The organism is Bacillus sp. FSL W8-1202 (genome assembly GCF_038006165.1).
GTDB classification, from domain to species: domain Bacteria; phylum Bacillota; class Bacilli; order Bacillales; family Bacillaceae; genus Bacillus; species Bacillus subtilis.
Genome location: NZ_JBBOUR010000001.1, coordinates 551,399 through 570,654 on the forward strand (window position 1 = coordinate 551,399; position 19,256 = coordinate 570,654).

General features: G+C 42.6%; 14 protein-coding genes and 1 pseudogene. 6 read left to right on the top strand and 9 right to left on the bottom strand.

Annotation, left to right across the window (positions count from 1 at the left end):
• The first annotated feature begins 14 nt into the window (after positions 1-14).
• Positions 15-1,874, top strand: coding sequence for a CDP-glycerol glycerophosphotransferase family protein (locus tag NSQ09_RS02770; protein WP_015384814.1), 1,860 nt, complete (start codon positions 15-17; stop codon positions 1,872-1,874).
• Positions 1,875-1,912: 38 nt separating this feature from the next.
• Here NSQ09_RS02770 and lytD read toward each other — a convergent pair whose 3' ends face one another.
• Entirely contained in the window at positions 1,913-4,555 is a 2,643-nt protein-coding gene (gene lytD, locus NSQ09_RS02775) for a beta-N-acetylglucosaminidase LytD (RefSeq protein ID WP_341030540.1), read from the bottom strand.
• A gap of 128 nt (positions 4,556-4,683) precedes the next feature.
• Entirely contained in the window at positions 4,684-5,634 is a 951-nt protein-coding gene (manA, locus tag NSQ09_RS02780; protein WP_017697347.1) for a mannose-6-phosphate isomerase, class I, read from the bottom strand.
• Positions 5,635-5,897: 263 nt separating this feature from the next.
• On the opposite strand from manA, the gene gerBA reads away from it, so the two are divergent.
• From gerBA to gerBC, 3 genes and pseudogenes are all read left to right on the top strand, one after another.
• Positions 5,898-7,328: a spore germination protein GerBA gene (gene gerBA, locus NSQ09_RS02785; RefSeq protein WP_341030543.1), complete on the top strand. Its 1,431-nt coding sequence runs from the start codon at positions 5,898-5,900 to the stop codon at positions 7,326-7,328.
• 5 nt (positions 7,329-7,333) lie between these two features.
• A pseudogene (gene gerBB, locus NSQ09_RS02790) lies at positions 7,334-8,422 on the top strand (spore germination protein GerBB); the annotation flags it as partial.
• A 13-nt stretch (positions 8,423-8,435) separates the two neighbouring features.
• Positions 8,436-9,560: a spore germination protein GerBC gene (gene gerBC / locus NSQ09_RS02795; RefSeq protein ID WP_341030545.1), complete on the top strand. Its 1,125-nt coding sequence runs from the start codon at positions 8,436-8,438 to the stop codon at positions 9,558-9,560.
• A gap of 36 nt (positions 9,561-9,596) precedes the next feature.
• On the opposite strand, the gene NSQ09_RS02800 is transcribed toward gerBC, so the two are convergent.
• Positions 9,597-10,970 carry a sugar porter family MFS transporter gene (locus NSQ09_RS02800; RefSeq protein WP_017697351.1) on the bottom strand — a complete coding sequence of 458 codons (1,374 nt, stop codon included), beginning with the start codon at positions 10,968-10,970 and terminating at the stop codon, positions 9,597-9,599.
• A gap of 331 nt (positions 10,971-11,301) precedes the next feature.
• On the opposite strand from NSQ09_RS02800, the gene tagT reads away from it, so the two are divergent.
• Together tagT and ywtE are read left to right on the top strand one after the other, a co-directional pair.
• Positions 11,302-12,270 (top strand): polyisoprenyl-teichoic acid--peptidoglycan teichoic acid transferase TagT, encoded by a 969-nt coding sequence (gene tagT, locus NSQ09_RS02805; protein WP_003243404.1) that lies wholly within the window; start codon positions 11,302-11,304, stop codon positions 12,268-12,270.
• Between the two features lie 155 nt (positions 12,271-12,425).
• The gene (ywtE, locus tag NSQ09_RS02810) at positions 12,426-13,286 is read left to right on the top strand and encodes a 5-amino-6-(5-phospho-D-ribitylamino)uracil phosphatase YwtE (RefSeq protein ID WP_017697353.1); all 861 of its coding nucleotides are present in this window, start codon (positions 12,426-12,428) and stop codon (positions 13,284-13,286) included.
• 54 nt (positions 13,287-13,340) lie between these two features.
• Here the strand turns inward: ywtE and NSQ09_RS02815 are convergent.
• The 6 genes from NSQ09_RS02815 to pgsB all read right to left on the bottom strand — a co-directional run bounded on the left by NSQ09_RS02815 (position 13,341) and on the right by pgsB (position 19,003).
• Positions 13,341-14,530, bottom strand: a protein-coding gene (locus NSQ09_RS02815) for an IS3 family transposase (RefSeq protein WP_087614167.1) whose coding sequence is annotated in 2 segments (ribosomal slippage) — positions 13,341-14,230 and positions 14,230-14,530 — 1,191 coding nt in all. Because the reading frame shifts where the segments join, the coding sequence is not laid out codon by codon here.
• A gap of 102 nt (positions 14,531-14,632) precedes the next feature.
• The gene (pgdS, locus tag NSQ09_RS02820; RefSeq protein ID WP_003242751.1) at positions 14,633-15,874 is read right to left on the bottom strand and encodes a gamma-DL-glutamyl hydrolase; all 1,242 of its coding nucleotides are present in this window, start codon (positions 15,872-15,874) and stop codon (positions 14,633-14,635) included.
• 140 nt (positions 15,875-16,014) lie between these two features.
• Positions 16,015-16,182 (bottom strand): extrachromosomal elements maintenance protein EdmS, encoded by a 168-nt coding sequence (gene edmS, locus NSQ09_RS02825; protein ID WP_003227896.1) that lies wholly within the window; start codon positions 16,180-16,182, stop codon positions 16,015-16,017.
• Between the two features lie 14 nt (positions 16,183-16,196).
• Positions 16,197-17,339, bottom strand: a complete 1,143-nt coding sequence (pgsA, locus tag NSQ09_RS02830; RefSeq protein ID WP_017696605.1) for a capsular polyglutamate synthetase PgsA — start codon at positions 17,337-17,339, stop codon at positions 16,197-16,199.
• A gap of 18 nt (positions 17,340-17,357) precedes the next feature.
• Positions 17,358-17,807: a poly-gamma-glutamate biosynthesis protein PgsC gene (gene pgsC, locus NSQ09_RS02835; RefSeq protein WP_003227889.1), complete on the bottom strand. Its 450-nt coding sequence runs from the start codon at positions 17,805-17,807 to the stop codon at positions 17,358-17,360.
• Between the two features lie 14 nt (positions 17,808-17,821).
• A complete protein-coding gene (pgsB, locus tag NSQ09_RS02840; RefSeq protein ID WP_003227883.1) occupies positions 17,822-19,003 on the bottom strand; it encodes a poly-gamma-glutamate synthase PgsB in 1,182 nt (393 codons plus the stop codon).
• Positions 19,004-19,256: the final 253 nt, after the last annotated feature.

A 19,256-nucleotide genomic window follows, 5' to 3' on the forward strand; every position in this document is an offset into this window, starting at 1 on the left:
AAGTGAGGTACAAAGTGAAGCTGGCAAGAAAGATTAAGAACAGACTTTTCAGATCAAAAAAGAAAACGCAAAAAGAAAATGCAGCTGTCATTGTCCATCCAGCTGATAACAGGGTTTTTTCTCTATTTGATAAAACGAAGCGAATTGAAGAAAACCAGCAAGTCCCTGTCAGAAAGATTTCTGAGTTTTCTTGGAATGGGTCAATTCTAAAAATTGCGGGTTATATGTATATCAAGGGCCTGCCGCTTCAAAAAGAGGATCAGGTTCGAAAACGTTTATTATTGGTGAACAACGGTGTTTTATTTACAGCTGTTTCACTGCGGGATGTTCCGGTAGATAAGCTGTCAATTGATACTTCAAATGTGCCTGGAGCCTATAAGTGGGCAGGATTTTCACAGCAGATTAACTTTTCTAAGCTGATGAATGACAAGCCTCTTCCGCAGGGCGAGTATAAGCTGTTTCTCGAGATTGAAGCTGTAGATGACCAAAATGTAAAACATCAGGAAGTGCATACAGTTGGAAATGTCAGTAATTTCCTCTCTAATGATGTGTATGCCACAAAAATGGAATTTCATTCTGCTAAAAAGCTGATGAAGTTCAATTTGATCGTTAATTATGATGAGGGCGAAAAGACGATTAATTTGTCTTGCAACAAACTGCAGGAAATTGATCCAAGCCTTTTGGAGCTGGATACTGGAAAAGAGGCAAACCGCTTTTTGCGCAAGCTGAATACAAGCTTATTCCATTTTGCTTATGATGTATTCCGCCTGCTTCCAATTAAGTCTAATAAAATTGTCTTTGCTTCTGACAGCCGGCTTGATATGACAGGAAACTTCGAATTTGTTTATGAAGAGCTGCTGAAACGTGAAGAAAATTTTGATTTCAAATTTTTCTTAAAGAGCAGCATTCGAGATAGAAAAAGCCTGTCTGAACTGATGTCGATGGCTTATCATTTTGCGACAAGCAAAATCATTTTTATAGATGATTTTTATCCGATTATTTATCCGTTAAAAATCCGTAAAAATGCGGACCTTGTCCAGCTGTGGCATGCTGTCGGCGCCTTTAAGACATTCGGCTACAGCCGAATCGGTCTGCCGGGAGGACCGTCACCGCATTCGAAAAACCATAGAAACTACACGAAGGTTATTGTCAGCTCTGAAAATATACGGAAGCACTACGCAGAGGGCTTTGGGGTAGACATTGAGAACGTCATTGCTACGGGCGTACCGCGAACAGACTTTTTCTTTGATGAAGCGAAGAAGGCATTTGTAAAAGAACGCCTTTACACGGAATATCCGTTTCTAAAGGACAAAAAGGTCATTCTTTTTGCTCCAACCTTCCGCGGAAACGGTCAGCAATCAGCTCATTATCCTTTTGAAGTGCTTGATTTTGACCGTCTGTATCGTGAGTTAAAGGATGAATATATCTTCTTATTCAAAATTCATCCATTCGTACGAAACGATGCCAATATACCTTATCAGTACAGCGATTTCTTTTATGATTTCTCTTCGTTCAGGGAAATTAACGAGCTATTGCTCGTAACAGATATTCTGATAACGGATTACTCTTCTGTTTGCTTTGAGTATGCTTTATTAAATAAACCAATGATCTTCTTCAGCTATGATGTAGATGATTATATTCGCAAACGTGATTTCTATTACGATTACTTTGACTTTATTCCTGGCCCTCTTGCGAAAACGTCTGAGCAAATGATTTCGATCATTAAAGAAGAGAAGTATAACTTTGAGCAAATTGATTCATTTGTTCATTATTTCTTCGATGATCTTGATGGAAAAGCAAGTGAGCGAGTCGTCGATCAAATTGTTTTCCCTCAGGAAGAAGAGCCATCAGAGGATAAAGTTCTTAAAAGATAAATCAAAAACACCTTTTGCAGCCGCAAAAGGTGTTTTTTTTATTGATATTCCGGAACATCAAAGTAAAGTGTATAGCCGTCCAGCAATGAATACAGGCTGTACATGCGGTTTACTTGTTTGTACGCCCAGCCGATGTCTGTTGCGTATTGGTGTGTCGCTGTAGCTGACCATCTCATTTTGTACAGTGTGTCTTGATTGTAAGCTGTGTTGTGGATATACGATGAGCCTATGAATTTAGCTCCGCCGATAATGGCCGCTTCAGGTGTGAACCAGCCCTGCTCGTACGCATATTTGGCTCCGTAGTAATTCGGGTTGCTGTCGTATGCTCCAATTCCATACATGTTGTATACGGTTTTTCCGTTATAGGTTAAGCCATTGGCTAAGGCAGATGTCCCATTTCCTGTTTCAAGAAGTGCGTGTGAGATTAAATACAGTTCGTTGATGCTATATTGATTGGCGGCATCGATAAATGCCTTTGCTCTCCCTGTCAGGATGCCTTTACCCGCAAGCACTTTCTGATTGACCTCAGTAACGCTGAGGCCCGCTGTCTGTGACAGCTTGAGAAATTGGAAGTAGTATTTGCTGTCTCTGGAAAAGTTATTTGGATCCACATATTGAACTACTTCATCACTGCTTGCGTTTCGCCAGCCCAAATTGATCTTAGCCCAGCCGTTTATCTGTCCGATGATTTTCACTTTATCGCCTTTTTTAAATTGGCCGATCACGTTTGTCGGGCTGACTTCCGGCGTTGACCGGATATTTAGTACATCAGCCGTAACGGTTGATGTTGCTGTATTAATGTACGTGAGCGATACGTAAGCCGCTCCGTCTGTTTGCGGACTTACTGTCATTTGTTTTTGGACCATATCACGAAGCGAGAGATTGTAGTTTGTTTTCATGATTTGCGGGCCGTTTTTGATCTTCACGATAGATGATGTCCATCCGTATAATTGTTTTAGCTTCGTTGATGCCGCAGCAGCTGTATCATTGCCTGTGAACTGCTCATTTACGCTGATTTTATAAAGCGTATTGCTTTTCGTTGTGTAGCTCGGGGTTACACTTTTCGATTTAAGATAGGTTAACCCATTGTTCAATGCTGTTTTGCTGCTGAGCTCTGTTGTCACGATTTTGTATTGTGTATATGCAGTCTGGCCTGTTTTTGATGTTGTGACTGCGATTTTATTCTGTTTGAAAAATGTTAAAACGCGGTCAATCTCTTCTTGGCTGATGATAGCTTCAGTTGTGATTTGATAGCTGCTCGCAGCTGTCTGACCGGTTTTCTGGCTTGCTGCTGATATATGATTCGATTTGAAAAACGTGAGCGCCTGATTGACTTTCGTTTGGTCAAGCAGAGATTCGGTTGTGATTTTAAACGTGTCAGCTATTTGTTTTTTGACGGATTTCGCAGAAGCACTCAGCTGATTTTTCTTTAATATGTTCAAACCCTTTGTGACTTTTGCTTGATCTGATGTTTCTTCTGAGATGAGCTGATATTGATTTTCTGCTGTTGATCCAGCTGCTGTTTTTGCAGCTTTTACTTTTTTCTGAGCAAAGAAGGCTGCTGCTTTATTTGCTTGCTGCTCGCCTAAAATCTTTGCCGACGTGATTTGATAAGCTGCAGACGTTGTCGTTTTTTTGACGCTGGATGACGTGTAATGCCATTTTTTCTTTTTAAAGAAGGTGTCTACTTTTTGAAGCTGCTGTTTTGTTATACCCTTCATATTCACGGTATATGATGTGCTTTTTCCAACCTGTTGATAACTGCCGGATACGCCGGTGTTTTTCTTGATTTGGCTGATGGCGTCCTTAACTGTATTCAGCCCTTTGAAATAAGCTGATTGGACATTGTATGACTCAACGGTTGTTTTTTGATTGATGGACTTGTAGCTGCCTGTGATGCCAGTGCTCTGTTTCAGCTGCTGCAATAGAGTCTTGGCATTCGCTTCACCTGAAATGGCGGCAGTTGTGAACGTATAATAGGCTTGTCCTTTCACCGTTTCCTTTAATGATGCCTGCAGCCCCGATTCCTTTTGAAAGGCGTTTTTGATCTGCGCTGCTCTGCTGTCTCCCACGATTGTGCCAGACTGTATTGTTGTGACAGACACCGTGTGTGTGATGGGCTGATACGAGCTTTTAATCCCCGTTTGCTTAGCAAGGCTCTGGATAAGCGCCTTGACTTTGGTCTCATCAGCAATATCTGATGTCATGACATTCATATAGGGCTGAGCTGCTCCGTAAGTTTTTACAGCGCCAGCCACTCCCGTCTCCTGTTTCAGCTTTGCTAGGATAGTGTTGGCCTGTTTTTCTCCGGAGATGGCACCTGACGAGATGGTGACATATGGCTGTTTGCTTCCAACAGGACTTGACGTTCCTGTAATCGATGTCTGTTTGGCGAGTCCGCTCAGTATTGCTTTCGCTTCTGATTCGCTATGAAAGCCTGAGGCGGAAATTTGGTAGGTCGTTGTTGTGCCTGAAGCCTGGTAGGATGCATCCCAGCCAGTATCTTTTTCCAGTTTGGCGACAGCTTGTGAGGCTTGGCTTTCTGTACTGAACGTATTCGACGGCTCTACTTTATATAGTGAGTAGTCGGTATACGCGGCTGCCTGGGCAGAACCAGATATGGCAAAAAAGGCAAGGGACGCGGCGGATAGAAGCATAGGTGCGATTAGTCTCTTTTTCATTCCTTCTCCTCTTTCTTATTCTATAAGTATATAAAACTAGTTTATTTATCGGCACGCACTTGCTTCATTTATAGGTGAATCACTTCCATTTTCTAATAAAAAAACTTAATCTCGAAGTGAGATTAAGTTTAAATATGAGACACGATAAGGGTACAAGTTCCTTTTATCGTAAAATCGGGCATTTGAGCCGGCAAAATAAAGTGATCGCCTTTTTTGAGCGGACATGTTTTGTCCTCATACATGAGCAAACCGCTTCCTTCTATCACGCTGCAAATCAGAAAGGATTCATCCTGAGCCATTTCAGCTTCGCCATTGATGTCCCATTTATACACCGAAAAATATTCCCCTTGGACAAACGTTTTAATGGTTATGCCTTTTCTTGATTCGGTCGATTCATCTATATACCCGTCCACATGGGGAACGGTGGCCGCATTGACCGCTTTGGCAAAATGAAGCTCTCTTGGCTTCCCGTTGTCATCAACCCGGTCATAATCGTACACCCGGTATGTGGCATCTGAATTTTGCTGAGTCTCTAAAACAAGGGCCCCCTTGCACAATGCATGCAGCGTTCCGCTCGGCACATAATAGAAATCACCCGGTTTAATTTTGATTCTTCGCAGCAGGCCCTCCCAGTCACCGCTGTTGATCATTGTGACAAGTTCGGTTTTTGAGCGGGCCGTATGCCCGTAAATGATTTCTGCGTTTTCCTTACAGTCGATAATGTACCAGCATTCCGTCTTGCCGAGTTCTCCCTCTTCGTTTTCTCCGGCATAGTAATCATCAGGGTGAACTTTAATTGACGTACCTTCCTTCACATCCAGCAGCTTTGTCAGAAGCGGGAACCGATCCCCCTCTACACCGCCGAATACTTCACGGTGCTCTTCCCAAAGCTCGATCAATGTCTTTCCTTTATACGGGCCATTTGCAACAGTGCTCGGTCCTTTTGGATGAGCGGAAATGGCCCAGCATTCCCCCGTTGATTCTGAAGGAATACTGTATCCAAATCTATCTCGTAAAGCGGTTCCGCCCCAGATTTTTTCTTTAAACACAGGCGTTAGAAAAATCGGTGATTGCGTCATGATCCGTACCCCTCCCCTGTAAATAACTGATCATCATTTTCCCGGTGCGCCCCTCTTACAAACGCCCGTATAAGCTGTCTTTTTCCGATGACAACATATGTACAAAGCATATCTTTTCATTACCCCTTCAAAGAAAACGCTTCCTATCTATTATATCACGTCGAAAAGAAGCTTTGTTTCAGCCTTTTCCTTGATAAGAATAATTCTCCTTTTTTGATACAAATTAATAAAAACCGTCAATCTGTTTACTAAGGAGAGAAACTATGCAAATCGACTCTGATCTCCAGAACAATTTAGACACACTGAAAAAAACATTGGGACAAAACGACGATATGATGTTTTATACATTTGCTTTCGGAGATAGCAGACAAAAGGCGTGTTTACTGTATATTGACGGTCTGACAGAGAATAAAATGCTGGCGCAATACGTCATTTCTCCTTTACAAAAAGAGGCGTTAGCCCATAAGGAAAGCTCGATTGAAGACTTATCCGCCTTTTTTTTCGGCTTTCACCACAGCGTTGTTTCTACAATGAAAGAAATAGAGCAGCTCGTTTTTTCAGGGCAAGCCATTTTGCTCGCTGATGGCTATCGCGGGGGATTAGCTTTCGACACAAAGTCAGTCGCAACACGCAGTCTTGATGAACCCTCCTCCGAAGTCGTGGAATGCGGCCCTAAAATAGGATTTATTGAAAAACTGCGGACAAACACGGCGCTTTTACGTCTCGTCATCAAAGAAATGACACTCGGAAAAAGGACCAAAAAGAAAATCGCTGTCGCTTATATTCAGGATATCGCCCCAGATTATGTCGTCAAAGAAGTGTTTAAAAGGCTGAAATCAGTCAATATAGATAATTTGCCGGAATCGGGGACGCTTGAACAGCTGATTGAAGACGAACCATTTTCAATTTTCCCCACGATTTTAAGCACAGAACGACCAGATCGTGTAGAGGCTGCTCTATTAGAAGGACGAGTGTCCATACTAGTGGATGATACGCCGTTTGCTTTGATTGTACCGGCTACGGTTGACGAATTTATTCATTCGCCCGATGATTACAGCCAGCGCTGGATCCCAATGTCACTTGTACGCCTTCTTCGTTATTCCAGCATCCTGATCACCATTTATTTGCCCGGTCTGTATATTTCTCTCGTTTCTTTTCACACCGGGCTATTGCCGACTAGAATGGCCATTTCCATTGCAGGCAGCAGGCTTAACGTACCGTTCCCGCCTTTTATAGAGGCCTTTATCATGATCTTTACGATCGATTTGATTCGAGAAGCCGGATTAAGGCTGCCTAAGCCGATTGGACAGACAATTGGCCTTATCGGCGGGGTCGTCATCGGACAGGCAGCTGTTCAGGCGCAAATTGTCAGTGCGCTTATGGTCATTGTCGTTTCTGTCACAGCACTGGCATCCTTTACCGTTCCTTCATACGCCTATAACTTTCCGCTGCGGATCATTCGGATCGGGGTTATGATAAGTGCAACAGCGCTTGGCATGTATGGTGTTATAATGGTTTATCTGTTTGTGATTGGCCATCTCATGCGCCTGAAAAGCTTTGGACAGGATTACATTATCCCGATCATGGCGCAGCCTGGACAGGATTTGAAAGACACAGTCATCCGTATTCCCACGATGTTTTTAAAAAGAAGACCGACACGAAACGATCCTGAAGATAACATCAGACAAAGGTGATGGCTATGAGGAAATCAGAGCATAAACTGACATTTATGCAGACGCTCATTATGATCAGCAGCACACTGATCGGTGCCGGGGTCCTAACCCTTCCCCGCTCAGCTGCCGAAACCGGCAGTCCGAGCGGATGGCTTATGATACTGCTGCAGGGCGTTATTTTTATTATCATCGTTCTGCTTTTTTTGCCTTTCCTTCAAAAAAACAGCGAAAAAACTCTTTTTAAGCTCAACAGCATTGTAGCTGGAACATTCATCGGCTTTCTATTGAATCTATATATCTGTCTATATTTCATTGGGATTGTTTGCTTTCAAGCTCGGATTTTGGGAGAGATTGTCGGATTCTTTTTGTTGAAAAATACGCCAATGGCAGTTGTGGTGTTTATATTTCTTGCAGTTGCCATCTATCATGTGGGCGGAGGCGTTTATTCAATTGCAAAGGTATACGCTTATATTTTTCCTATAACCCTTATTATTTTTATGATGCTTCTGATGTTCAGCTTTCGCTTGTTCCAGTTCGATTTTATCCGGCCTGTTTTTGAGGGAGGCTATCAAAGTTTTTTCTCTTTATTCCCAAAAACACTTTTATATTTCTCAGGATTTGAAATCATCTTTTATCTCGTCCCATTTATGAGAGATCCGAAGCAAGCGAAAAAGGCTGTTGCTTTTGGGATCGGGACTTCTACAGTGTTCTACAGCATTACTTTGTTCATTGTGATTGGCTGTATGACTGTGGCTGAGGCAAAAACGGTGACATGGCCGACCATTTCCCTCATCCACGCATTAGAGGTTCCGGGTATTTTTATTGAACGATTTGATCTGTTTTTACAGCTGACCTGGACAGCTCAGCAATTTGCCTGTATGCTCGGATCCTTCAAAGGCGCCCATATCGGGTTAACGGAAATCTTTCATCTAAAAAATAAAAACAATGCTTGGCTGCTGACTGCAATGCTGGTTGCGACGTTTTTCATAACGATGTATCCCAAGGACTTGAATGACGTGTTTTATTACGGGACGCTTCTTGGATATGCTTTCTTAATTGTGATTGCAATTCCATTCTTCGTCTGGCTTTTAAGCTGGGTACAGAAAAAATTGGGAGGAGTCAGCTGCAATGAAAACAGCAACAAAACTCGCAGTCATGTTTCTTATGCTGCTGGTCCTCTGCGGGTGCTGGGATGTCAAAGATATCGAGCAACTATCCTTCGCCAGAGGGCTGGCGATCGATGAGACAGATGATCACCAGTACAAACTGACGTATCAAAACCTTCTTCCCCAAAGCGAAGACAGCCAAGCATCCGGAAAACCCGAATTTGTCAATGTGACGTCCCACGGGAAAACGATTCTGGAAGCAGTCAGTGATGTATCCATCAAGGACCCTCCTGTTTATAGCGATCATTTAAAAGTCATTCTTCTGGGAGAAAAACTGATGAGGAATCAAAATGTAGACCAAGTCCTCAACCACTTTATCCGGGATGATGAGCTGCGGCGAAGCAGCTATTTGATGGCAGCCAGAGGGAATGTAGCTGATGTTTTCACAAAAGGAAACCCCAATCAGCAGCAGCCGATGCCCTCAGAAAAACTGATTGATTTGACAACTCACAGCGGATATAACGGTAAGATTATGATACCGCTGCGCATCGGCAGAGCATCTATATACTCTCAGAACGGGTACAGTTATCTTATTCAAGCCGTGAAAAACCAAAAGGGAAAAGCCAAGTATGACGGAGCAGGCATTATCAAAAGGGGCAGCAATAAACTCGTTGGGTTTCTTTCAGCTGATGAAACCCAAACACTGACATGGGTCATGGGGACGATCCAAGGCGGTGTCATGCCAACGACAGATAAAGGACATCCGATTACGTTTGAAATTAAAAAGTCGAAAACGAAAATTAAGCCGGTCATTGAAAACGGAAAGCCGGTCTTTCATATTTCTGTTAAAACGAAGGGCATCCTGACAGAAGACCAAAACCCGAATGAAAACTCGTTCAGCAAAAGTTATTTGCACAGGCTGGAAAACATTTTTGAAAAAAAGCTTGAACGAGATGTAAAGCAGGTGATGGATAAACTGCAGCACGAGTATAAAACCGATCCGGTCTTTTTATCAGACCACATAAGGATTCAACACCCTGACTACTGGAATAAAGTAAAAGGGCATTGGGATGAAATATTTTCTGAGGCTGATTTTAAGTACGATATTTCTTTTAAAATCATTAACTTTGGCACGGTGGGAAAGTAAGCAATCAAAAGGGTGCGCATGATCGCGCACCCTTTTTTATGTTCCGACAGTCTGCTGTTTTCCGGCTGATCCTCCCTGTCCGTTTTTGTCCCGTAAATCCTGCTCAATTTCTTCAAGGCTTTTTCCCTTTGTCTCTGTCACTTTAAATCGGACAAATAAGAACGCCATGATACCGATCGCGGCATAAATCAGGAATAAATAACTGATTCCGATCGCTTCCATTAATATTGGATAGGTTAGTGAAACAATCAGTGTCCCAACGTGCAACATTAAGGTCGAAACACCGGTCCCGATTCCTCTGACATGAAGCGGGAACAATTCAGGAAGCATCACCCATACAACCGGTCCCCAGCTGACCGCAAAGACAACGATAAACACGCCTAAACAAATGACGGTCGTCCATGAGGCAGCCGGAGTGTTATCGAAAAAGAGATTTACTAAAGCGAGAACGATCAAGCTGATCACCATTCCCGCATTCCCGAATAGCAGTAAAGGCTTTCTTCCAATCTTGTCGATGATTTTAATCGCTACTAATGTCATGACAACATTGACTGTGCCGATTCCGACCGTTCCTAAAATTGAAGCGGAGTTTCCGAATCCGACGTTTGTAAAGGTTTTTGGCGCATAGTAGATGATCGTATTCGTTCCGATAAATTGCTGCAAAAATGCCAATCCCAAACCGGCAATCAGGGCTGGGCGCACCCATGGATCGAACAGCTCCTTCAGGCCGCCTTCATCCTGCTTTTCCGCTTCTTTTATATCATGTATTTCCTGATCAATATCTGTTGTGCCACGCAACTTTTCAAGAATTTTCTTCGCTTTGTTTTCTTCGCCATTCGTGAACAGCCACCGCGGGCTCTCCGGCATAAACAAAATGCCAATGAGCAGGAGCAGTGACGGTACAGCAGCCAATCCAAGCATCCAGCGCCACGCTTCAGCATCGGCAAATATGTAATTGACAATATAAGAAAGAAGGATGCCGACCGTGATCATCAGCTGATTCAGTGATGACAGCGCCCCGCGCTTATGCTTTGGCGCCAGTTCAGATAAATAAAGCGGCACGATTGTTGTAGATGTTCCGACTGCAAGTCCCAAAATGATGCGAAACAGCACCATGACTCCCGTATTTGGGGCCAGTGCCACACCAAGACCGCCTATACAAAACAACAGCGCGGCCGTCATAATTGCTTTTTTTCTTCCGAAACGGTCAGTCAGCTTGCCGGCCGCTCCCGAGCCTAGTATCGCCCCAACCAGTAAGGAGCTGACAACAAGACCTTCTGTAAACGCATTCAATCCTAACTCCTTTTTCATAAATAAAATAGCTCCGGAAATCACTCCGGTATCATAGCCATATAACGCGCCTCCAAGAGCTCCGAAAAAATAAAGCCATATATTTGACTGCTTTTTCATAAAAATGACTCCCTTTCTCCATCAGCTGCAATGACATTGTCTGTGGGATTTTTTTAGAAATCTTTTAGCCTCTTTTTCTGGTCATTAAACCTTTTTATTTTGTTGATCATGAGTTTTCCAATCATTTACTTATATTTTTTCAATGTCGCCGAAACATTTTACCTGCTGCGGCGTCCAATATAAGGTGATTCAGCACATCATCGTTATCAATTTTCAAAAACAAGAACTTATAAATATAGGAATATTTATCGAAAAATGTCTTTCGAGTAGTTGCCCCATGGCAAATAGAATGGTACGCTTCAAATATTAAAGAAACGTGAGGTATTGATATATGGAAGAACGATCACAGCGCAGAAAGAAAAAGAGAAAACTAAAAAAATGGGTGAAAGTTGTTGCCGGATTAATGGCTTTTTTAGTCATTGCGGCAGGCTCTGTCGGCGCCTATGCTTTTGTAAAGCTGAACAATGCTTCTAAGGAAGCTCACGTCAGCCTTGCACGCGGAGAACAATCTGTAAAACGGATCAAAGAATTTGATCCTGGAAAAGATTCTTTTTCTGTATTGCTCTTAGGAATTGATGCCAGGGAGAAAAACGGCGAGACCGTCGATCAGGCAAGAAGTGACGCGAATGTGCTGGTTACATTTAATCGGAAAGAAAAAACAGCTAAAATGCTGAGCATTCCGCGTGACGCCTATGTAAACATTCCAGGCCACGGGTATGATAAATTCACACATGCTCACGCTTACGGCGGTGTTGACTTGACTGTGAAAACAGTTGAAGAAATGCTGGATATTCCCGTCGATTATGTCGTAGAAAGCAATTTCACGGCTTTTGAAGACGTCGTAAACGAATTAAATGGCGTCAAAGTAACAGTAAAAAGCGATAAAGTCATTCAGCAAATCAAAAAAGATACAAAAGGTAAAGTCGTTCTTCAAAAAGGAACACATACGCTTGATGGGGAAGAAGCGCTCGCTTACGTAAGAACACGTAAAGCGGACAGTGACCTTTTACGCGGGCAAAGACAAATGGAAGTGCTGAGCGCCATTATAGATAAATCAAAATCATTAAGCTCAATTCCGGCTTATGATGATATTGTGGATACGATGGGGCAAAATTTAAAAATGAACTTATCCCTTAAAGATGCCATCGGCCTGTTCCCGTTCATCACTTCATTGAAATCAGTTGAGTCTATTCAGCTGACGGGTTATGATTATGAACCTGCCGGAGTCTATTATTTCAAATTGAATCAGCAAAAGCTGCAGGAAGTTAAAAAAGAGCTGCAAAACGATTTAGGTGTATAATGAACGGGATGGCGATTACGCCATCCCGTTTTACATATTTCCTTGTTGAAAATTATCAAAGTAACGTTTAGCCTTAATTTATATGGATTATGTTTCACAGGCAAGCTGAACATACTACACGAAGCAGCTTCATTTTTAAGGAGGTTCCCCTACATATGAAATGTATTGCGATTGATCTAGACGGAACATTACTGAATAAAGAAAGCGTCATTTCTGCGGAAAACAGAGAGGCGATCAAGCGGGCCGTTGATGCCGGCATCCTCGTCACCATTTGCACGGGAAGAGCGACATTTGATGTAAAAGCGCTGCTGGATGACTTGGACATCCCTATCATTGCAGCTAATGGCGGTACGATCCACGACACGGGTTACCGTTTGATCAGCCGGACATTAATGGATCAGGAAGCCGGTAAAGCGATTGCTGATTACTTACTTTCAAAAAACATTTACTTTGAGGTATATACAGATGACCATCTGCTATCTCCTTTTGACGGCGAAGCTAAGCTGCACGCGGAGCTTGACATTCTAAAGAGCGCAAACCCAAACAAGCAGACGGATGACTTGTGGCAAGGAGCCATGACTCAATTCAAACAGTTTGGCATTAAACCAATTCCTCATATCGAATCGGTTTTTGACGGCGGTGAAAACATTTATAAGCTTCTTTGCTTCTCCTTTGATATGGACAAGCTGAAACAAGCGAAGGAAGAACTGAAGCATCATAAAAAACTGGCGCAAACCTCTTCAGGAAAACATATTATCGAAATCCTGCCGGCCTCGTCAGGAAAAGGACGCGCGTTAACAAAGCTGGCGGACATATACGGAATTGAAACACAGGATATCTATGCGATCGGCGATAGTCCAAACGATTTGTCCATGTTTGAAGTCGCCGGACACCGTATCGCCATGGAAAATGCGATTGATGAATTAAAAGAAAAAAGCACCTTTGTCACAAAAAGCAATGATGAAAATGGTGTGGCCTACTTTATAGACCAGCTTCTTTCAGGACAATATGCATAAAGAAAAGACTCCAGAGATGGTCTTACCCCTGTCAAGTAGACAGCCATAAAAAGCCTAAGCAACCAGTGTGTTACGGTATTCTACCGGAGCACACTGGTTTAATTTTTTCTGGAATCGTTCGTGATTATAGAACTGGATGTAATCTTTAATGCTTTTGTGGAGCTCTTTTTCAGTTTGGCATGAAGAAAAGTATGTATTCTCTGTTTTGAGGTGCGAGAAAAATGATTCGATACAGGCGTTATCCAGGCAGTTTCCCTTACGGGAATGGCTGCCCTTCAAACCAACGGTTTCAAGTCGCTTTTGATATGCTTTTGTTGTGTATTGGAATCCTTGATCAGAGTGGAGAATGGCCCCTTGGACATCCCGTTGAGCTGTTAAACTTTCCACTGTTTTCATCACCAGTTCAAGATCATTTCGCTTTGACAGTTTCCATGCGACAACCTCATTGTTGTAAAGATCTTGTACTGCAGAAAGATAATAGAATCGTTGTCCGCAAGCAATATAGGTAATATCGGTTACATATAACTGATTAGGCTGATTGGTTTGAAATTCTCGGTTAAGCCGGTTTGGCAGGACAACCGATGCCTTTCTTCCAAAATAACGACGCTTTTTTCGAATAATCGAGTGGATGTTCATCTCTCTCATCAATCTGTAAACACGCTTATGGTTGACGCAGAAACCTTCTTTCTTTAAAGCGACAGTAATCCGAGGATAGCCATAGAAAGGGCGTGAATGATGAATCGCCATGATGTGCTCTTTTATGATCTGATCTCTCTGTTGCCTTGCCATTCGAAACCTTTGAGCCTTGCGCCATTTATAGTACCCTGACCGTGACACTTTGGCGATACATACCAGCCATGTAATCGGATAACGGTCCTTCAATTCGTGAACAGCTTCAAATCGTGCTGCCTTCAAAATCCGTCCTCCCCATGCAGATTTGGATAGCGCTTTTTTAGGTATTCGACCTGTGCCTTTAAATAATCTCGTTCTTCCTCAACACTTTTAAACGTTGTTTTAGGGCGTCCAATAAAAGGATTGTCTGACTTTGTATCTTTTCCCCTTTGATCATCAAAAGACTTGCCTTCCCGATATGTTTTCACCCAATTTTTGAGCTGGGTTGAACTTCGAAGCCCTAATTCTTCAGCTAACGTGTTATAGCTTTTGTTTCCTTCCTCGTACATTTTGACAGCTTTCATCTTAAATTCTTTCGTATAGTGCTGAAAGTGTTGCCCTTTTCTCGCCATAAAAAATCCCCTCCACGTATAGTGTAACAGCCACTTTTGAAAAGCGGGCTTTTTACACTGTCTACTTAGAGGGGATAATATCAAGATTGGAGTCTTTTTCTTTTATTGCACCCGTATACTTCCTGCGTATTTATCCTTCCAATATGTGCTCGTGTTCATATTGGTGATGGTCACGCCGTTTGATAATGTGACATGAACAACTTGTCCGTTTCCGATATAGATGGAGGGATTTAAGCTTGTTGATTGAAAGAACACAATGTCTCCCGGCTTCAGGTCCGCCTTCTCAATCTTAGTTCCGGCATTGTACTGGCTTGTTGCGTATCGAGGCAGTGAAATACCAGCTGCTTTCTGGTAGACATATTGGACAAATCCAGCTGTATCAAATCCTGTCTCAGGTGTTACTCCGCCCTGTTTGTAAGGCACTTCTCCGACATAAAGCGTCGCTTCGGAAACAATCGGATTTTCTTTCGGGATTGTCAGGTTGTCAAATCGGCGAATACCCGTCATCTTCGATTTCCAGTAATCCTCTGACAAATAGGAAATGGTTACTTTTTCTGACCGGCTTGCCTGGATGAACCTGCCTGCGCCCGCATAAATGCCTGCATGTGAAATTCCCGTTTTATACGTATTGCTGAAATAGACGACATCACCAGGCTTTATGTTCTGAGGGGCTACCTTCTCGCCCACTGCCCACTGCTGTTCTGCTGATCGCGGCAGATAAATGCCAAGTGCCTGTTGAAACACATATTGCACAAGCCCCGAGCAATCAAAGCCCTCTGACGGCGTGCTTCCGCCAAACACATATGGGACACCGATATATTTTTCGGCCTCCTGAACGACAGGAACATCAGCCGTTGCCGGATCGGCAGCGATTCGTCTCGCCCCGATATAAGTTCCGCTCCAATAGCTGCTTTTTTTGTAATTGGTGATGATAACCCCTTTTGACTGTGTACTGTGAACCATTTGGCCGTCTCCGATATAAAGGGCGTCATGTGTCGGAACAGTGCCGGTGCTTCCCTCTTTCTTGAAAAACAAAATATCACCCGGCTTCAGGTTTTCCGGCTTTACAGCTGTTCCGATTTTATACTGGTCGTTTACAGATCTCGGCAGATGAATATCAGCCTTACTGAACACATATTGTATCAATCCTGATGGATCGAAACCCTCTTTCGGCGTTTCCCCGCCATATTTATACTGATATCCAAGCAGGTTTTTTGCTTCGCTGACAATCAATTCTGATGATGTATCAGCTTCCGCAATCTCCGCTTTTGTCATAATTGGAACCAAAAAACAAATGATAACCGCCACAAGCAAAAACTTCTTCCAGTTTGCCAGTGTGTTCACTTTTATTATCTCCTCCTCTTTTTGCAGTTTTAACATCGGTATTTTTTTGAATATGTTAAGAGACTTTTTAATATTTTTACAGAATGAATATGCTGGGCAAATAAAAAGAGAGTGTCTCCTCAGACACTCTCTTTTTTGAATTATTTATTGGCGTTTACCGGTTCTTCCTGCTGTTGGATTTTATTCATTTCCATATCAATCTTCTGTTTTTCCTGATCTGTCAGCTGATCATTGAATTTAAAAGCTGACATAAACATGAACACGATGGCTACGGCAACAAACGGCCAGATGGCTTTGACAAATTTCATCTTTATCACTCCGATTATTTAGATTTTAGTTTGTCACTATGATCAATATCAAACGTCAGTTTTCCGTCTTCTACTTTCCAAGCGAAATTAGAGTCTTTCGTCAGTTCGCGAATAATGGTTTTCTTTTTAAGGCTGTCTTTTTTCACAGGCACAGGTGTCGCTTCATGGATATCGATCGGTGTCACTTCAAAGCGTCCTGTTCCATTTTTCTTCAGGTGATACTGAACCAGTGCACTGTCTCTTGTTCTCGTCCAGCCCTGGTCAAAGACAAAGTTGCCGAGGCTGTAGAAAATGACGGTTCCGTTATATACTTCAATCGGTTCTAAGACGTGCGGGTGATGGCCGACGATGATGTCAGCTCCCGCATCAGACATGGCTCTTGCAAGCTGGCGCTGGCGGTCATTTGGATCATTGTCATACTCTTGTCCCCAGTGTGACTGCACAACAACAATGTCCGCATGTTTTTTCGCTTCTGAAATCATAGGGATGAAGATTTCAGGATCTGCGGGCAGCACGCCCGGCGTATTCTTTTTAGCCGCGAAACCTTTCCCGGACACATCGGTAAAGCCAAGCGTCGCAATCGTTACCCCGTTGACTTTCTGGTACGAAATTTTCTTTTTCGCATCACTTAAGCTGTATCCCGCTCCAACGATATCAAGATTTTGCTTCGCAAATTCTCCAAGCGTATCTTTCATGCCCTGAACGCCGTAATCCATTGCGTGGTTGTTGGCGCTGTTGAGAACCGTGAAATTCATATCCTTCAAGACTTTCACTGATTCCTTATTCGTCTGCAGATGAATCTCTTTATCTGCTTGTTTATAATTCTTTTGATAGGTTACCGGGTTTTCAAAGTTTCCTGCTACATAATCCGAGGCTCTAAAGATCGGTTCAACATATTGAAAAATACTGTCTGCCCCTTTTTGCTCCGTTACTTTTTCAACATAGCGTCCCATCATAATATCGCCTACAAATGAGGCTGAGAGTACGTCGTCAGAATACGTTTTGACCTTCGGCGTTTCCGCTTTTCCCGCCCACATGAAAGCGAACATAAGGACAAAAACGATCGGAATGGCAATAAATACGTGCTTATTGGTTTTCTTTTTTTGCTGTTTTGTCAGCTTTAGCAGCTTTTCATGAAAGCTCAGTTCTTTTTTCATCGTTTGACACACCTTACATTAAATTAAGTAGTAAACAAACATGATAGCAAAGGTCGCTCCGCTCAATAGCAGCGTGCTTCCGAACGTAATGGTTAAACCTTGTTTCTGAATGGTATTGGCAATTAAACCTGGCACGATGATGCCGATTCCTCGAAATTCTGCGATTTCAAATGGTACAATCGGGTATAGAAAATCAAACGCGATTTTTAGGACGATCCCTGTTATCAGCATGGCAGCGAATTTTCTGCGTCCGTACAAAATCATAAATTTGGATAAACCGTATTTCACAATAACATAAGTGAGCAAGCTCACTAGCAAAACAAGTAAAATAAAGACCGGCTGATTAAACACAAGTCCTAAATATCCCGGTACAACAAGTCCTGCCGGCACGATCCCTGTTTTTTCCGCAAAAATTAAACTGAGTAGTACACCTAAAATTAGTGCGATGTATAAATCTGATCCGAACATGTTTGCATTTCCCCCTAGCTTACGAGCTGCTTTACCTTGTATTCGTGGATTTTTTCAATTAAAGGCTCTGCGGCACCATGAATATTGCCGACCCCATATATGACACGGTTGTGCATTCTTTTCTTTAACAATTCCATAATTTCATCTGTTGACTTATACTCTAGATCATGCAGTTTGTCTGCAGGAATTTTGCCTTCTTCGTAGGCTTTTACGATCGGTTCTGTTGTTTCACCGATTAAGATCAGTTCACTTGCTTCAATATAAGGCAATACGTCATTTGCGAATTGCTGTGTCCGATCGACACGGTCTGCGCGGCAGTTCATGATGATGATCGGATCATCGGTCGGGTAACCGATTTCTTTTACACGTTTCCATATATTCAAAGTAGAAGAAGCGTCGTTTGCGGCAAACCCATTAACAAAGTGCCCAGGCTCGCTCGGACTGATCAGCGGAAGAATTCTCATTGCTCCCGGATCTGGCGGCGCATTCAGCATTCCCTTAAATGCTGTTTCTTCGTCAATGCCGAGTGCTTGAGCCACACCCAGCGCCAAAGAAGCGTTATCAGGGAATACCATGTATTCAAATTTACGTAAATACTCATCTGTAATTTTTGAGTTATCAGCAATGATGACTTTTGTGTTTCGTTCTTTTGCTTTTTGTTTAAAGAACTCGGTATATTCACTATCTGTAATGACAAGATGGCCATTATAAGGAATTGTAGCGGTAAACGCTTCTGCAATTTCATCAAGCGTCGGCCCCATGACATCCATATGGTCTTCTAAAACATTCACAATGACGCCGATATTGGCCTGCAGAAGTTCTTCCTGAAAGATGATTTGATAATCTGGGTTAACAGCCATGCATTCACTGACAATCGCGTTAGCCCCTCTTTCTACTGTTTCTCTCATGACTTCTTTTTGCTCTCCGATATTCGGCCCCTGAGGTTTCCGTTTAATCGGCTTTTCCTCCGGTGTGTCCCAGTAAATCATTCTTGCATCTGTTCCTGTTGTTTTTCCAACAGTCTTGTAACCGGCTTCTATTAATATTCCGGTTGTCAGCCTTGTCACAGTCGATTTTCCGCGGATGCCGTTAATATTCACCCGAACAGGGAGGGCATCAATGTTTTTCTGATGTCGTCGTTTTTCTAATATTCCGATGACCAGTATGACAGCACAGGCTATAATGAGTAACCACATTGCTTTTCGACATCTCCTTCTATATTGTTGTAAATTCATTCATCAGTATATAGAATCACTATGAATTCTCAATCGGCATTATGTAACATAATCTTCCCTAATCGACTAAGCCAAACTTCTCTTTTGAAAGAGATTTTATACCTACAAACTGTTTTCTATTTTTGGAAAACAGCAGGACTTATACCTTATCACTTTTAAAAAAAATCAAAGAGAATGCGCTTTCATTTTTCTCCTGATATCCTTCTGGACGTAT

Coding starts and splice junctions, on each gene's coding strand:
- edmS (WP_003227896.1), bottom strand. CDS start 16,182: ATGAAATTTGTCAAAGCCATCTGGCCGTTTGTTGCCGTAGCCATCGTG.
- lytD (WP_341030540.1), bottom strand. CDS start 4,555: ATGAAAAAGAGACTAATCGCACCTATGCTTCTATCCGCCGCGTCCCTT.
- tagT (WP_003243404.1), top strand. CDS start 11,302: ATGGAAGAACGATCACAGCGCAGAAAGAAAAAGAGAAAACTAAAAAAA.
- gerBC (WP_341030545.1), top strand. CDS start 8,436: ATGAAAACAGCAACAAAACTCGCAGTCATGTTTCTTATGCTGCTGGTC.
- ywtE (WP_017697353.1), top strand. CDS start 12,426: ATGAAATGTATTGCGATTGATCTAGACGGAACATTACTGAATAAAGAA.
- gerBA (WP_341030543.1), top strand. CDS start 5,898: ATGCAAATCGACTCTGATCTCCAGAACAATTTAGACACACTGAAAAAA.
- NSQ09_RS02800 (WP_017697351.1), bottom strand. CDS start 10,970: ATGAAAAAGCAGTCAAATATATGGCTTTATTTTTTCGGAGCTCTTGGA.
- pgsA (WP_017696605.1), bottom strand. CDS start 17,339: ATGAAAAAAGAACTGAGCTTTCATGAAAAGCTGCTAAAGCTGACAAAA.
- pgsC (WP_003227889.1), bottom strand. CDS start 17,807: ATGTTCGGATCAGATTTATACATCGCACTAATTTTAGGTGTACTACTC.
- pgsB (WP_003227883.1), bottom strand. CDS start 19,003: ATGTGGTTACTCATTATAGCCTGTGCTGTCATACTGGTCATCGGAATA.
- manA (WP_017697347.1), bottom strand. CDS start 5,634: ATGACGCAATCACCGATTTTTCTAACGCCTGTGTTTAAAGAAAAAATC.